This is a genomic window from Nocardiopsis sp. RV163 (assembly GCF_001029525.1).
Taxonomy (GTDB): Bacteria; Actinomycetota; Actinomycetes; order Streptosporangiales; family Streptosporangiaceae; genus Nocardiopsis; species Nocardiopsis dassonvillei.
This window is the reverse complement of the sequence record NZ_LEKI01000139.1, coordinates 1-15,686: the sequence shown is the minus strand read 5'-3', so window position 1 is coordinate 15,686 and position 15,686 is coordinate 1. Positions and strand designations below refer to the sequence as shown.

The window sequence follows — 15,686 nt, the reverse complement described above, 5'->3', positions numbered from 1 at the left end:
GTACTGGACCTTGTACTGGGGAGCACACACGGAGCATTTCAGGGCCCGAACGACGACGAGGACCTCCTTCGAGGTCCTCGCGCACCCCGTCTGACCTGGGGTTTTGTGGCGCACCCGGCAGGATTCGAACCTGCGACCATCGGATTAGAAGTCCGGTGCTCTATCCACTGAGCTACGGGTGCTCGATTCAATTGTCGCCCGCCATGGCAGTTCGTGATCACGCTGTGACACGTGGTCGCGGGAAGGTGTCGCGCGCCGAAGGCGGGGCGGGGGACGGTCGGCGGGCCTGCGGTCGGGAGGGTCCGTGCCGTGGTGTCGGTGGCGTCCCGGGCAGACATTGTAGGGTATTCACCTGATGTCGCCCACAGTCGGGCAAAGACTCATCAACTACGGTGATTCGTAGTTGCCTCTCGTTACCACGCGCGTTCCACCAAACCGGTCGCTATGGGCCTCGCGCACCACGTTACCGGTGATTAACTCCCGGTGCGGTGCTGCAACCCGGGCGTTTCGCGAAGTCCCGATGTCCGAGGTGGGGCGGGAAGTCAGAGCCACCACCACTGACCTGCGGAGATCATCGGCAGGGCTAGCGCGGCCAGCATGCGGAGGCCCCTTGCGGTCGGTCATATATTGCCCTTTGTGTATGTGTTGTTACCCAGAGAGACAAACATGGTTTGCCGTGGTTTGGTAGTTGCGAGGGACTTCCTGGACACGGCTAACGTGGTCGGGTGCGATCTCTGGGACTGGTGGCGGGCTTCCTGCTCGACAAGGCGGTGCCCGACCCGCGTCGGGGGCATCCGGTCGCCCTGTACGGGCGCGCTGCGGGATGGTGGGAACGGCGCGTCTACGGGGACTCGCGGGTGCGCGGTGCCCTGTTCGCTGCCGGGGCCGTGCTTCCGGTGGTGGCCGCGGGTTCCGTGGTGCGGGGCGGCGCGGCGACAGCGGCGGCGACGTGGGCCGTGCTCGGCGGCAGCATGCTGTGCCGTGAGGCCGAGCGGATCGCCGGGGCCCTGGATGGCGGCGACCTCACGCGGGCGCGGGAACTCCTGCCGAACCTGTGCGGCAGGGACCCCTCCCGACTCGACGAGGAGGGAGTCGCCCGGGCGGTGGTCGAGTCGGTCGCCGAGAACACCTCCGACGCCGTGGTCGGGCCCCTGGTCTGGGGAGCCCTGGGCGGGGTCGCGGGACTGGCGGGTTTCCGCGCCGTCAACACACTCGACGCCATGGTCGGCCACCGCGACGAGCGCTACGAACGCTTCGGGTCCGTCTCGGCGCGGCTGGACGACCTCGCCGGATGGGGCCCGGCCCGGCTGACCGCGGTCCTGGCGGTCCTGGCCGCGCCCGTGGTCGGCGGCGGCGTGCGCGGGGCGTGGCGCGTGTGGCGGCGCGACGGCGACCGGCACCCCAGCCCGAACGCCGGGCAGTGCGAGGCCGCGTTCGCGGGAGCGCTCGGCCGGACTCTGGGCGGCGCAAACGTCTACGGGGGGCGTGAGGAGCGCCGCCCGGCGATGGGCGACGGGCCCCGGGCCGGGGTCGAAGACATCCGCCGTGCGGTCCGCCTGGCCCGGGCCGTCCACCTCGGAGCCGTGGCCGTGGCCGCGGCGGTGGCCCGATAGCGCGCGTCGCGTGCGTCAGTGAATATCACGGGCGCGGCCCCGGTGCGGGGCCGGGGGCACCCCGTACCCGGGGCCGCGGGCGCCGCCCCCCCGGAAGCGGACGGTCGCCCGGTCCCGGCGCTGGCGCCGGGCGCGGGCCCGACTCAGGTCAGGTTGCGTACGTAGTTCACCTGCTGGTGGATCTGGCCCACCATGCCCGGGTGGGTCACCATGATCGTCGTGCTGTAGTGCCTGTCGTGCCCCTGGACGGTGACCTGCACGTGCCCGGTGGTCCTCTGCTCCTTGACCAGGAGGAAGAGCAGTCCGAGCAGACAGGTCCACCAGAAGACCAGGACGGCCACGATGACCGCCCAGGTGGGCGTGTTCCTTTCGGTGCGGCTCATGTCGTTCACCGTCCACACCGTTCCCCTGATCGGGAAGCGCCCGACGGGAGTGATCACGGTGTGCCGGGAGAACGCGATCTCGCCGATGGTGCCGAGGGGGACGTCCCCCTCGGGCTGGGGCGGGGGGACGGCGGGCTGGTAGCCCCCCGTGGGGGAGCCGTAGGGCTCCATGGCCCCGCCGTCGTGCTGCTGCGGGGGAAGGCCCCAGCCGGGGGTCTCACCGTGGGGCTCATGCCACCACGGTTCCCCCGGGCGGGAATTGGGGTACTCGCTCATGCCGCGATTGTGTCAAAGGGCGGGCAGGCACGGCACCGCTTCCCCGGTGCCGGTGCCGCCCCTCCCGTCTGCCAGTCAGCCCGAGCCCCCGGTCCCAGCGGTGCAATCCCGTCTCCCGTGTCCCTTCCGGCTGCCGCCGCCCCGCCTCCGGGCCCGTTCCAGCCGTACCGCCCCGCCTCCGGGTCCGTTCCGGCCTCAACGGCGGCCCCGCGGGGGGCGACCGAGGACCGTGGCCGGATGTGGCCACGCTCCGGCTCCCGTGCCCGGCACCGTCCCGTCCGCCCTCCGGAATCCGGGCTGCTTGTGGCGCGGGTCACTCCAAACCCGCTGGTTTCCCGGTAGGGGTTCCTCTGGCCCGCCCAAATGTGAATCTCTTTCGCGATTTCCCTACCCGTGCGTAGCATGCGCTCACCCATCGCCCGCACCCCCAGGTGGTGACAGCTCTTGCTCCCCTCGCTCAGACGACGGCTACGCACCGGCGCCTCGGGTACGGCCCTCATGGTGGCCGCGGCCGCGCTCGCCGTCCTGCCCGCCGCCCCCCGGGCCCTCGCCGAACCGGAACCCGACTACTGCGCGCCCGGGGGATGCCACGACATCCTTCCCCCCGGCCAGAACGGCAGCGCCACGCTCGTCGAGATCCTCGGCCACCAGGTTTTCGGGACCCGGCCGCGCCACTCCTCCAGCCAGCTGGACATGTACGACAACCTCGTCCACCACTACGACGGCCTCACCGAGGAGGGCCTGGACGACTTCTTCCTCGACGCCGGTTTCGGGGTCGACTCCGACGACGTGGGGCGCCGGTACCAGCCGCGCGACGACGTCACCATCACCCGCGACTCCGACCACGGCATCCCGCACGTCGAGGGCACCACCCGCGGGGGCACCATGTTCGGCGCCGGGTACGCCGCGGCGGAGGACCGCCTCTTCCTCATGGACGTGCTGCGCCGGGTCGGCCGCGGCGAACTCACCTCCTTCGCCGGAGGGGCCGAGGGCAACCGCGGGCTGGAACAGGACCTGTGGCGCAGCGCCCCCTACACCGAGGAGGACAAGCAGGCGCAGATCGACCGGGTCGCCGCCAGCGGAGAGCGGGGCGCGCAGGCCCTCGCCGACGTCGACGCCTACCTGGAGGGCGTCAACGCCTACATCGAGGAGGCCGACGACAACCGCGACTTCCCAGGCGAGTACGTCCTGACAGGGCATAAGGACGCCATCACCAACGCCGGGCAGATCGAGCCCTTCACCCCCACCGACGTCGTCGGCATCGCCGCCATGGTGGGCGGTATCTTCGGCGGCGGTGGCGGCGGCGAGGTCCAGGCGGCCGTCGTGCTCGCCAACTTCCGGGACCGTTACGGGGCCGAGGAGGGCGCCGAGCTCTACCGCGCCTGGCGTACGGAGAACGACCCCGAGGCCGTGGTCAGCGTCGAGGGCGAGTTCCCCTACAGCGGCACCCCCGACAACCCGGTCGGCGAGGCCGTGCCCGACCCCGGCTCCGTGGAGCCCTACGACATCGTCCACGACGAGCACGGTTCCGCGCTCAGCGGCGAGACCGCCGAGCAGCCCGCCCCGCTGGCGGGCACGGTGGAGGAACCCGAGGAGGGCGCCGAGGCGCCCGAGGTCGAGGACCTGTCCCGGGAACAGCGCGACGAGCTGGAACAGATGGTCGAGGACGGTGACCTGTCCGCGGTGGAGGGCGTGTTCGACGACGGCGTCCTGCCCGAGGGCTTCACGGACCCCCGAGGCATGTCCAACGCCCTGCTCGTCTCCGGCGAGCACACCGAGAGCGGCAACCCCGTCGCAGTGATGGGCCCCCAGACCGGCTACTTCTCCCCGCAGTTGCTCATGCTCCAGGAGCTCCAGGGGCCGGGTATCAGCGCACGCGGCGCGTCCTTCGCGGGCGTGAGCTTCTACGTCCAGATGGGGCGCGGCGTCGACTACGCCTGGAGCGCCACCTCGGCGGGCCAGGACGTCACCGACACCTTCGCCGTCGAACTGTGCGAGACCGACGGGTCCGCGCCCACCACCGGGTCGCGCGCCTACGTGGACACCGCCGGGGACTGCGTGCCCTTCGAGGAGCTGAGCGTCACCAACGAGTGGTCGCCCACCATCGCCGACGGCACTCCGGCGGGCGGCTACACGCTGACCTCCCTGCGCTCGGAGTTCGGTCTGGTGCACTCCTTCGCGACCGCGGACGGCGAGCCCGTCGCGTTCGCGACGCGTCGCTCCACCTACATGCGCGAGGTCGACTCCATCATCGGCTTCCAGCGCTTCAACGACCCCGGCGAGATCACCTCGGCGCAGACCTTCACGGACGCGGCCGAGGACATCGGCTACGCCTTCAACTGGCACTACGTCGACGACGAGGACATCGCCTTCGTCAACTCCGGTGACAACCCGGTCCGGTTCGAGGGCACCAACCCCAACCTGCCCGTGGACGCCTACTCCGACGCGGGCTGGTCCGGCTGGGACCCCGACACCAACGGCGCCGACTACCACCCGCAGGAGGACCACCCGCAGGCGGTCAACCCCGACTACATCGTCAACTGGAACAACAAGCCCGCCCAGGGCTACACCTCCGGCTGGGCCGCCGGGTCGGTGCACCGCGGCGACCTCATCGACGGCCGCGTCTCCGCGCTGGTCGCCGACGGGCACGAGTTCACCACCGCCAGCCTGACCCAGGTGATGATGGAGGCCGGGGTCGCCGACCTGCGCGCCCAGGAGGTCCTCCCGCTCCTGCTGGAGGTGATCGGCACCGAGGCCGTGGACGACCCCGGACTGGCCGCAGCCGTGGAGGAGCTGCGGCTCTGGCACGAGTCGGGATCCCTGCGCCGCGAGCCCTTCCGCGACGCCGGGCACTACTCCCACGCCGACGCCATCCGCACGCTGGACGCGTGGTGGCCGCTGCTGGTGCGGGCCCAGTTCGAACCGGGTCTGGGCGGGGACCTCTACACCCGGCTCACCGGGGCCGTGCAGACCGACGAGTCGCCTTCGGGCTCCATCGGGGGAGGCGAACCCGGGAGCGTCAACCAGGCGCAGCCCCACCGGGGTTCGGCGTTCCAGTACGGCTGGTGGTCCTACGTGGACAAGGACCTGCGCACGGTGCTCGGGCACGAGGTGGAGGGCGGACTGGGCGAGGCCTACTGCGGTGGCGGCGAACCGGACGCCTGCCGTACGGTGCTGCTGGACACCCTGGCCCAGGCCGCGGACACCCCGGCGGCGGAGGTCTACCCCGGCGACGAGCACTGCGAACCGGGCGACCAGCTGTGCGCGGACACGGTGATCCACCAGGCGGTCGGCGGCATCGACATGTGGCCGATCGCGTGGCAGAACCGACCCACGTACCAGCTCGTCTACCAGTTCTCCGGCGGACGGTAGGACGGGCGGAGCGGACGCGGCCCGAGGCGGCCCCGAGCGGGTGCCGACGGGGGCCGCGTCCGCGTGTCACGGCAGGGGAACACTGGAGCCGGATCGCGTGCTTCGCCGGGTCCGTGTGGGTAGCGTAGGGAATACCCGAACATGAGTGGGAGGGCCGCAGGAACATGGACGCCTGGTTGATCTGGCTCATCCTCGCCGTGGGCCTGGGGGTCGTCGAGGTCTTCACCCTCACGTTCGTACTGGGCCTCCTGGCGGTCGCGGCGCTGGTCGCCGCCCTCCTCGGCGCCATCGGGCTTCCGGTGGCCGTGCAGATCATCGGGTTCACCGCCACCGCGGCCGCCGGGATCTACCTCGTGCGGCCGATCATGCGGCGCCAGCTCAGGGGCGGCCCCGTCGTCAGGTCGGGTGCGCAGGCGCTCGTCGGGCGCTCCGCGGTCGTCCTGCAGGAGGTCGGCGCCGACCGGGGCAGGATCAAGCTCTCCGGGGAGGAGTGGTCCGCGCGCTGCATCGACGAGGACCTCGTCATCCCGGTGGGCACGCGTGTGGACGTCATGGAGATCGACGGGGCCACAGCCGTGGTCTACCCGCGCGAAGTACTGCCCTGAATCCCGCCGCAGCCACGTCCCCGACCTAGGCCAGGTGCCAGCACATGGAATCCACCATCGCCCTCATCATCCTCGCGGTCGTCGTCGTGGCCGTCGCCCTGTCGGCGATCCGCATCGTCCCGCAGGCCAGGGCCTACAACATCGAGCGCTTCGGCCGCTACATCCGCACCCTGAACCCGGGCCTGAACTTCCTCATCCCGGGCGTGGACCGCGTCAACTCCAAGTTCGACCTGCGCGAGCAGGTGTTCACCTCGCGTCCGCAGCCCGTCATCACCGAGGACAACCTGGTCGTCAACATCGACACCGTGCTGTACTACCAGGTGACCGACCCCAGGGCCGCGGCCTACGAGGTCGCCAACTACATCCAGGCCATCGACCAGCTCACCGTCACCACGCTGCGCAACGTCATCGGCTCCATGGACCTGGAGAAGACGCTCACCTCCCGCGAGGAGATCAACACCCGCCTGCGCGGGGTCCTGGACGAGACCACCGGCAAGTGGGGCATCCGCGTCAACCGCGTCGAGATCAAGGCCATCGACCCGCCGCCCACCATCAAGGAGGCGATGGAGAAGCAGATGCGGGCCGACCGCGACAAGCGCGCGGCCATCCTCCACGCCGAGGGTGAGCGCCAGTCGCGCATCCTCAAGGCGGAGGGAGCACGCCAGCAGGCCATCCTGGAGGCCCAGGGCGACCAGCAGGCGGCCATCCTGCGGGCCGACGGCGAGGCCAAGGCGATCGAGCGCGTGTTCCAGGCGGTGCACACCAACAACGCCGACGCCAAGGTGCTCGCCTACAAGTACCTGGAGACCCTGCCGTCCCTGGCCGAGGGCGACGGCAACACCTTCTGGGTGATCCCCGGCGAGCTCACCGAGGCCGTCAAGAACGTCAGCCACGCCTTCGCCGGGGACGCCCCGACGGTGCCCTCCACGCGGAAGCAGGAGGACGAGGAGGAGGCCGGCGCCCGGGGACCCGCGCAGCTCACGGCGCCCGACCCCACCCGTTCCTCCTCGGCGCAGGCGGCCGTGGACGCGGCCGAGGCCGCCGAGCGCGCGGTGGCCGACGCCCGCGACGACGTGAGGCGGGCCGGGTCGGCCCTCGGCGGCTCCCGGCCGCCCGGGCCGCGCGAGGAGGACTAGGCCCGTCCGCGCGGCCGGTCGCGCCGTACCGGCGACGGGGCGACCGGCCGCGGAGCCGACCCTGGGCGGCGGGCGGGGGGAGGGCGCCCTCCCCCCGCCCGCCGTGCGTGCGGCCCGCGGCCGTCCGGCTCAGACCAGCAGGAGCTTGCCGGTGGTCCGGCGCGAGGCCAGGTCGCTCTGGGCCCGTCCCGCGTCGGACAGCGGGTAGCGTCCGCCGATCCGCACGTCCAGGCGGCCGTCGCCCACTAGGGCGAACAGGTCGCCGGCCCGGCCCAGGAGCTCCTCGCGGTCTGCCACGAAGTAGGCCAGCGAGGGCCTGGTCAGGTACACCGAACCGGCGGAGTTGAGTCGCTGCGGGTCCACCGGCGCCACCTCTCCCGAGGACTGCCCGAACAGCGCCAGCACGCCGCGCGGGCGCAGCGAGGCCAGGCTGGCGTCGAAGGTGTCCCGGCCGACGCCGTCGTAGACCGCGGCCACCCCCTCGCCGCCGGTGAGGTCGCGCACCGCCTCGGCCACGGGGGTCTCGGTGTAGCGCACCACCTCGTCCGCGCCCGCCCCGCGCGCGATGCGCTCCTTCTCCTCGGTGGACACGGTGCCGATGACGCGCGCGCCGCGCTCCTTGGCCAGTTGGGTCACCAGCAGACCGGTGCCGCCCGCGGCCGCGTGCACCAGCACGGTGTCGCCCTCGGCCACCGGGTACACGGAGCGGACCAGGTAGTGGGCGGTCATGCCCTGAAGCAGCAGGGCGGCGGCCTGCTCGGCGGAGACCGCGTCCGGGACGGGGACGACCAGGGAGGCTTTGACTACGGCCCGTTCGGCGTACGCACCGGGGGCCATCGCCCAGCCGACCCGCTGCCCCACGGACAGGTCGGTGACGCCCTCGCCGACGGCGGCCACCACGCCCGCGCCCTCCATCCCCGGGACGTAGGGGAGCGGGACGTCGTACAGGCCGCTGCGCTGGTAGACGTCGATGAAGTTGACTCCGCGGGCCTCGACGTCGATCAGGACCTCCCCGGGGCCGGGCGCCGGATCGTCCCTCTCGCCCAGCCGCAGCACCTCGGGCCCGCCGTTCTCCTCGATCACGATGGCACGCATGGGTCCACTGCTCCTTCCGGGTCGGTTCCCGGCATCATGTCAGCCCGGAGCCCGAACCGGCCACGGCGGCCCGCTCACTCCGACCGGCCCCGCCCGAGGATCTCGTGGACCGAGAAGGCGGTGTGCAGGACGCCGAGGAAGTCGTTGCCCGGTCCGGAGCGGGTGACGATGCCGACCCTGCGGCGGTCCTCCACCTCCTCGGCGTCGTCGGGAAGCGGTTCCTCGTCCACCGCGGTCACGGCGTGCTCCCCGTTGACCCACAGGGAGAGCTCCATGAACTCGTTGCCGTCCCCGTCCTCCTGCAGGGAGCAGGAGAGCGCGACGGTGTTGGCGGGGATGTTCTCGTGGTCGAACCCGAGGGGGTCGCGCTCCTCGTAGCCGTACTCCTCGCGCACCGACTCGTCGAAGAGGGGCTGGGGGGTGTATCCGGCGACGTCGGTGGTCTCGCCGAGGGTGATGTCGCCCTCGCCCTCGTGCATCCGGCGGATCTCCGCGCGCTGGCCGTCGTAGCGCAGCAGCCCCTCGTACTGGCTCCGGTACTCCTCACCGTCGTTGTCCCAACAGCGCACGCCGAACGTCGCCTGTTCCGGCCCCTGGACCACGTACGCGGTGGTGCTCACCAGGACGTCGTCCGGCAGGACCTCCTCGCGCTCCAGCGCCACGACCTCGCCCCGGCTGGGGTTGCTCTCGGGGTCCAGTTGGAGCAGGACGCCCCTGCGCGCGGCCCAGTAGCCGTCGGAGTCCCCGTGTTCGTAGGTGTCGCTGACCCAGCCCGGATCGGTGCCGAAGTCGGTGTTGTAGACGGAGAGGGTGTTCTCCGGGATCTCGGGGCCGCCGTTGAGCAGGACCGTCGCGCCCACGGCGCCCACCAGGACGACCGCGCCCGCGGCCGCGCCGACCACCACCGTCCGCCGACGTCTGCGCGGGGCGCCGCCGGACGGCCCCGCGGGACTGCCCGGTGAGCCCGGAGCACCGGGGCCGCCGGGACCGGAGTAGGCGTTGAGGGTGTGTTGGCCCTGGGAAGGGTACGGATGAGCGCCGTACGCCTGGGGCGTCGCCGGGATCTGGCCGCCGGAGTGGGCGTAGCGGCCGGGAACCTGCTGGCCGTGGACCGGAGGCTCGTCCCGGGGCGGGTGGCCGCCGTACCCCGCGCTCTGCTGGGGACCCGGGGGCTGGAGTCCCGGCTTGCCGTGCTGCTGTTCCACGCCGGGCTGCTGGGCCGCGTGCGGCGGCTGGGCCGGGTGCTGGACGTGCGTGGGCTGCGGGTACGGGTTGTACTGCGTGGCCTGTGCTTGGAGGGGCTGGCCGCCGTCCGGGAGCGCGGCGCCCTGCTGCGGTCCGCTGTCCGAGGGCTGGCCCGGCGCCTGCTGGGGTCCGCTCGGCGCCTGGTGCGCCGCGGGCCCGCTCTCCCGCGCCCCGGTGTCCCGCGGCGGCCGCCCCGGGACCGCAGGGCTGCTCGGCGGGGCCCACGAGGTGCTGATCGTGCGCTCCACCTCGTACTCCTGCGGGTCCTCCTGGCCGGTGAGCCGGGCCAGGAGCTGCTTGGAGGTGGGCCGGTTGGCCGGGTTCTTGTCCAGTGCGGCGTTGACCAGGTCGTGCATGTCCGGGTCCAGGCCGTCCAGGCGCGGCGGCGCCGAGGAGATGTTGTGCAGGACGGCGGGGACCGTGGCGGCGTCGAAGGGGGCGGTGCCGGTTCCGGCGAAGGCCACCAGGCAGCCCCACGCGAAGATGTCGGCGGCCGCGGTGGCCCGCTCGCCCAGTACCAGCTCCGGGGCCATGTACGAGGGGGTGCCCATGAGCTGGCTGGAGCGGGTGACCGCGTCCGCGGCCTCGTCCAGGGCGCGGGCGATGCCGAAGTCGATGACCTTCGGGCCGACCGGGGAGAGGAGCACGTTCGCCGGTTTGAGGTCGCGGTGGACGACCCCGGACCCGTGGATGGCGGTGAGCGCGGCGGCCACGCCCATGGCCAGGCCCTCCAGGGTGCCGCCCGCCATCGAGCCGTCCGCGCGGACCGCCTCGTCAAGGTTCGGGCCCGGCACGTACTCCGAGACGATGAAGAGGGGATCGCCCTCCAGTCGGGCGTCGATCACCCCCGCGGTGGAGAAGCGGGCCACGCGGCGCGCGGCCTCGACCTCGCGCGCGAAGCGCAGCCGGAAGGACTCGTCGTCGGCCAGGTCGGGGTGGATGAGTTTGACTGCGACGGACCGGCCGGAGGCGTCCTCGGCGAGGTAGACGGTGCCCATGCCGCCCCGGCCGAGACGGCTCACGATGCGGTAACCGTCGAGTTCGCGCGGGTCCCCCGCACGCAGGGGTTTGCCGCTCTGGTGCCCGTTCGACGTCACAGTTGGGGGTCCCTCATGAATCGTGGAGTTCGCGCTCACAGCGTACCGATGCCGACACGCCGACGCTCTCCGGACTGACCGCCCCCCGGATACCGCGGACGCGGGCCCGGACCCGGGGCGGGGTGTTCGTGAGCGGCGCGCGGACGCGCCGTGTCAGTCGTGGGGATGCCCCTCGCGGCCGAACGGTTCCCCGAACGCACCGGTTTTCGCTAGGATTAGAACACACGTTCGAACACCTGGCCGCGTCTTCCCCACGGGTGGGTGTCCCGGTGGCGTGTGCCGGGACTGACAGGAGGCGGATGATGCTGAGGGGAAGTGTCGTGGGACGCTACTACGGGGCGGAGGTGACCGTCGTCGAGGACGAGGGGCGCCCGGCCCGGTTCGTGTGGAACGGCAGGGTGTACGGAGTGCGCAGGATCCTCGAACACTGGGTCACGCTGCGCATGGACTGGACACCGGCGCGTGAGTCCCGGGCGCCCGAGCGCAGGCACTGGCGGGTGGAGGCGGGCACGGCCCAGGCCCAGGGGGTGTACGAACTGCGCCACGACACGGCCACCGGAAGTTGGCTGCTCTCGCGCGTGTGGGGGTGAGAACGCGTCCGGCGCCTCCCCGTCCGCTCCGCGACCGCGGTCCGTGCGGCCCCGTCCGCCCGCCCGGTACGACCCGTGCGGGCGGGACACCGCCCGCTGCGGTCGGCGAGCCCGGTGCGGACGGAGCGCACGCGTCAGACCAGGTCGCCGGGGAGCAGGCTGTACACCGCCAGGTCGGCGCGGCCCTCGTGCAGCGGCATCGCGCTGCGTTCGACGCCCTCCAGGCTGAACCCCGACCGCTCCGCGACCCGGCGCGAACCGGTGTTGCCGGTGGCGGCCTTGATCTCCACCCGCTGGAAGCCCTGTTCCAGCGCCCAGCGGGAGACGGCCGTGGCGGCCTCCGTCGCGTACCCGCGGCCGCGTCCCCAAGGTGAGACCCAGTAACCGACCTCGGTGTTCATCGCCGCCCACACGACACGTACCAGGCCCACCGAGCCCACGAGCCGCTTGGTCTCCTTCTCGACCATGGCCCACTGCTGTCCCTCGCCGCAGGTGCGCAGGGCGGGGGCCACCTCGCGGCACCACCGCTCGGCCTCCTCCCGGGTGTAGGGCACTCCGGGCAGGGGGAGGGGGAGCCAGCGCTGGAGTTCGGCGTCGGTGCAGGACGCGTGCACGTCGTCGACGTCGCCCTCGACGAACGCACGCAGCCGCAGGCGCTCGGTCTCCAGGACCACTGACGGCAGCATCGGTCTGTCTTGCGTGGTGGTCACGCCTCTCCCCTCGGGTCGGAGTGTGCTCACGATACGCGCCGGACCCGAGCGCGGCACCCGGAATCTCCCACGGGCGCCCGGGGAGGGTGGTACCGCCCCGACCTGGGGGCGCACCCGTCCGCCTGAGGAGTGTTCCGCGGAGGCTTTCGGGTCAGCGGGCTGCCGTCCGTGCCGTCTCCCGCGGGACGGTTCGCGCGGGTCGGCCTGGTCGGCTTTTCAAGCGGAACCGGTGCGGCGAGTGGCGGCCCGGTGGCCGCGAGCCCGAAACGATCCGAGGAACACGACTGGGAAGTGTTTCTTTGGACCTGCCCTCCGCTTCGTTCCGTGTTCGGGCGCCCGCAGCACGGGAACCTTCGGTGCCTGCGACGGGTCCGCCCGTTCCCCGCGAACCCGTCTCCGGCACATCCAGAACCCCGTGGGCGCCCGAACCGACCCCCACGAGCTGAGACCGGTCCAAAAAACAGACCCTAGGCCGGGCCCGCGATGACGCGCTGGCGCACCGCGTTGTCGAACACCTCGGAGAAGGCGTTGCCCGGGCACTCGGTCTCCAGCCAGTCGCGGTGCCGGGAGACCGCGTCGCCCGACGTGGTCACGCCCGTGCCCGGGTCGGCGTACCCGATCCGCCCTGCCGGGTCCACGCCGGTCACCGCGCACAGCACGCGCAGCACGTCGACCAGGGAGTCCTGCGCCGCCTGCGTGGGCAGTTCTTCGGTGAAGTCCCCAAGCGGGCACACGCCCACGTTGCCCTGGTCGAACCCGTAGGCGTGTCCGGCGGTCACCGACCCGGCCCGCCCCGGCCGCGGAAGCCCGGAGAGGACCGGCACGCCGTCCCCGCCCGAGCGGCGGCCCTCGTAGACCACCCCGCCGGGGTCGATGAGCACGCGGTAGCCGGTGTCCCCCCACGCCTGCTGCACCGCGGGCAGGTAGTACACCTCCCGCACGTCCGCCGCGTGGTCGTCGCCGGTAGGCATCGCGGTTCGGTGCACGGTCAGCGCCCGCACCGGGTGGAACTCCGCCTCCCACAGGTCGTCGCCCCGGTCGTCGCGGCCCCCGGTGCGCAGGTGCACCGGGTTCCACGAGTCCAGGCCGTCGGCGGTCTCGAAGCGGACCGCGGCGTCGGCCTCTCGCGGGTCGCCGGTGACGGCCACCACGTCGAAGCGCAGTTCGGGGAGGACGAGTCCGTTTGAGGCGGAGGGCTCCGCCAGGGCGCGGGGGACCGTGCGGTCGCCGCGGCCGGTGTCGGCCAGCGCGGTGCGGGTGGAGGGGAGCGCTGTGCCCAGCGCGGTCAGTCCCGCGGCGGCGGTGGCACCGGCCAGGAGGGTACGCCTTCGCGCCGTGTGTCCGTTCTCTCGGATCGGGCGTGGGAAAACCCCCGGGGGCGGGAACGCGCACACCCTGGCACGGGACCGTTAGCCGCGCCACCAACGGCACGTCCGAATGTGTGGACAAAGCACCCCCCGTTCACCGGAAGGGCTGGTGATGCCGTATGGTGCGATGTTTTTCCAGTGCGGAAGGGAACACACGGGGTGGGGGAGTACATGGACGCGGGACACGACCTGCGCCACCACGGTGACGCCGAGGTCGGCGGCGGGCTGCTCGACCTGGCCGTCAACGTGCGGGGGCGGACACCGCCCGCCTGGCTGGGGCGGCTCCTCGCCGACTCGCTGACCGGCCTGGGCGCCTACCCCGACCCCTCCCGGGCACGGGAGGCGGTCGCCCGGCGCCACGGACGGGAGACGGGCGGGGTCCTGCTCACCGCCGGGGCGGCCGAGGCCTTCGTCCTCCTGGCACGGGTACTGAATCCCCGACGGGCGGTCGTCGTGCACCCCCAGTTCACCGAGCCCGAGGCCGCGCTGCGCGCCGCCGGGCACGCCGTGGACCGGGTGCTGCTGGAACCGGACTTCACGCTCGACCCCGGACTGGTCCCCGAGGACGCCGACCTGGTCGTGGTGGGCAACCCGACCAACCCGACCTCCGTGCTCCACCCCGGACCGGTCCTGGCCGGGCTGGCCCGCCCCGGGCGGGTGCTGGTCGTCGACGAGGCCTTCGCCGACTGCGTCCCCGGCGAACCGGAGTCGCTGGCCTCCCGCGAGGACCTGCCGGGCCTGGTGGTGGTGCGCAGCCTCACCAAGACCTGGTCCCTCGCCGGGCTGCGCGCCGGGTACCTGCTCGCCGAACCCGGCCTGGTGGCCGAACTCGCCGGGGCCCAGCCCCTGTGGTCGGTGTCCACGCCCGCCCTGGTCGCGGTGGAGGCGTGCTGCAGGCCGGAGGCCCTCGCCGAGGCCGACGCCTGGGCGGCCTCCCTGACCGCGCACCGCGACGACCTCGCCCAGGGCCTGCGGAACCTGGGCCTGCGTGTCGTCCCGGGAGCGCGGGCCTCGTTCCTGCTGGTCGCGGCCCCGGAGGCGGACCGCTTGCGGGCCCGCCTACGGGAACGGGGGGTCGCCGTGCGGCGCGGTGACACCTTTCCCGGCCTCGGGCCGCAGTGGTTGCGGGTGGCGGTCCGCGAGCCCGCGGTCCACCGGGTCCTGACGCGGGCGCTGGGGGAGCTGCTCGCCCGGTGAGACGGCTCCGCGCCCGGAGAGTCCCCGGCCGCGCCGCCCGAGCCGGGACCGTCCCCGGAGCCGACCCGGGCCCGAGGGGCTTCCGGCCCCGGCCGGATTTCTCGCGCCTGGCCTGTTTCCTGAGCCAGCGCGCGCCCGCGCGGTCTCTGGCACAGTTGGTGATGACTGGGGACTCTCGGCGGCCGAGCCGGTACCGGCCGCCCCGAGTCCGCGGGACCCGTGCGGGTGGCGCGGAAGCGGCGGACTACGCTTACCGGTCTGTGCCGGACGAGGCGGAGACGGGCCCGCCACAACACCTCTTGCGTGGAGCGATCATGGACAGAGACGACCGCGAGGACGCCCGGCGCGGCGAGGACGGCGGAGCCGAGCCGTCCCGCTGGAAGGGCGGCGGGTCCTCCTCGGGAGCCGGTTCCCGCCTCGGCGGCCTGTTCGACGGGCTCCCCGAGAGCGGGCGCGGCGCCCGGGCCCGGCCACCGCGCGGTTCCTCGGGCCCGACCAACCCGTTCCGGCAGCGGCCCAGGCCCCCCGCGCCGGCCGACCCCGCGCCGCGAGTCCCCTCCGCGCCGGTCTCGCCCTACGGCGCGCTTCCCCTGGACGTCCCCCCGGCCCCGCGACCAGAGGCCGAGCGCCCGGCGGACGCGCCGACGCCGACCGGATCGCCGCACCGGCCCGACGTCACCCCCTCGCGCGACGGCGAGCACGCCACCGCGACCGAGGCGGCCGACCCGGGAGCCGGACCGAGACCGGCCCCCGGGGGCCACGAGCGGACCGTGCCCTCCGTTGAGGCCGGACCCCCGGCCGAGCCCGGCGGTCCGACCGGGCAGGAGACCCCCGTCGAACCGGGGTCCCCCGCCGAACCGGAGCCCTCGACGGCGCTCGCGGACGCGGCGGAACTCGCGAGGTCGGCGGTGCTCGCGAAGGCGGCGCGCCCACTGGGAGCGGCACCCGCGCGTCCGGCCGCACCAGCGCACGGCACGACCGCCGCGCGGACCGCCGCGTC

Annotated in this window: 11 protein-coding genes, 1 tRNA gene and 1 pseudogene; 7 read left to right on the top strand and 6 right to left on the bottom strand. The window is 73.3% G+C overall.

Annotated features, from left to right (window positions below; genetic code table 11):
• Positions 1-106 precede the first annotated feature (106 nt).
• A tRNA-Arg gene (locus ABD54_RS20720) sits at positions 107-182 on the bottom strand.
• A gap of 543 nt (positions 183-725) precedes the next feature.
• Between ABD54_RS20720 and ABD54_RS20715 the strand changes: the two genes are divergently transcribed.
• Entirely contained in the window at positions 726-1,613 is an 888-nt protein-coding gene (locus tag ABD54_RS20715) for a cobalamin biosynthesis protein (protein WP_082166924.1), read from the top strand.
• Positions 1,614-1,756: 143 nt separating this feature from the next.
• Here the strand turns inward: ABD54_RS20715 and ABD54_RS20710 are convergent, their stop codons facing one another.
• Positions 1,757-2,272: a hypothetical protein gene (locus ABD54_RS20710; RefSeq protein WP_047871181.1), complete on the bottom strand. Its 516-nt coding sequence runs from the start codon at positions 2,270-2,272 to the stop codon at positions 1,757-1,759.
• 444 nt (positions 2,273-2,716) lie between these two features.
• Between ABD54_RS20710 and ABD54_RS20705 the strand changes: the two genes are divergently transcribed.
• From ABD54_RS20705 to ABD54_RS20695, 3 genes are all read left to right on the top strand, one after another.
• Positions 2,717-5,644, top strand: coding sequence for a penicillin acylase family protein (locus ABD54_RS20705; RefSeq protein ID WP_047871180.1), 2,928 nt, complete (start codon positions 2,717-2,719; stop codon positions 5,642-5,644).
• Between the two features lie 164 nt (positions 5,645-5,808).
• On the top strand, positions 5,809-6,249 hold the full coding sequence (locus tag ABD54_RS20700) for an NfeD family protein (RefSeq protein ID WP_047871179.1): 441 nt from the start codon (positions 5,809-5,811) through the stop codon (positions 6,247-6,249).
• Between the two features lie 44 nt (positions 6,250-6,293).
• Entirely contained in the window at positions 6,294-7,385 is a 1,092-nt protein-coding gene (locus ABD54_RS20695; RefSeq protein WP_047871178.1) for an SPFH domain-containing protein, read from the top strand.
• A gap of 129 nt (positions 7,386-7,514) precedes the next feature.
• Here the strand turns inward: ABD54_RS20695 and ABD54_RS20690 are convergent, their stop codons facing one another.
• Entirely contained in the window at positions 7,515-8,480 is a 966-nt protein-coding gene (locus ABD54_RS20690) for a quinone oxidoreductase (RefSeq protein ID WP_047871177.1), read from the bottom strand.
• Between the two features lie 74 nt (positions 8,481-8,554).
• Positions 8,555-10,822 carry a serine/threonine-protein kinase gene (locus ABD54_RS20685; protein ID WP_047871176.1) on the bottom strand — a complete coding sequence of 756 codons (2,268 nt, stop codon included), beginning with the start codon at positions 10,820-10,822 and terminating at the stop codon, positions 8,555-8,557.
• Between the two features lie 299 nt (positions 10,823-11,121).
• Here ABD54_RS20685 and ABD54_RS20680 point away from each other — a divergent pair, with 299 nt between their 5' ends.
• Positions 11,122-11,412, top strand: coding sequence for a DUF6504 family protein (locus ABD54_RS20680; protein WP_047871175.1), 291 nt, complete (start codon positions 11,122-11,124; stop codon positions 11,410-11,412).
• A 134-nt stretch (positions 11,413-11,546) separates the two neighbouring features.
• Here the strand turns inward: ABD54_RS20680 and ABD54_RS20675 are convergent, their stop codons facing one another.
• Positions 11,547-12,122, bottom strand: a complete 576-nt coding sequence (locus ABD54_RS20675) for a GNAT family N-acetyltransferase (protein WP_047871174.1) — start codon at positions 12,120-12,122, stop codon at positions 11,547-11,549.
• Between the two features lie 467 nt (positions 12,123-12,589).
• The gene (locus ABD54_RS20670; protein WP_047871184.1) at positions 12,590-13,477 is read right to left on the bottom strand and encodes a peptidoglycan recognition family protein; all 888 of its coding nucleotides are present in this window, start codon (positions 13,475-13,477) and stop codon (positions 12,590-12,592) included.
• 183 nt (positions 13,478-13,660) lie between these two features.
• Between ABD54_RS20670 and cobC the strand changes: the two genes are divergently transcribed.
• Together cobC and ABD54_RS20660 are read left to right on the top strand one after the other, a co-directional pair.
• Positions 13,661-14,686 carry an Rv2231c family pyridoxal phosphate-dependent protein CobC gene (gene cobC / locus ABD54_RS20665; protein ID WP_047871183.1) on the top strand — a complete coding sequence of 342 codons (1,026 nt, stop codon included), beginning with the start codon at positions 13,661-13,663 and terminating at the stop codon, positions 14,684-14,686.
• 314 nt (positions 14,687-15,000) lie between these two features.
• A pseudogene (locus tag ABD54_RS20660) lies at positions 15,001-15,686 on the top strand (5,6-dimethylbenzimidazole synthase); the annotation flags it as partial.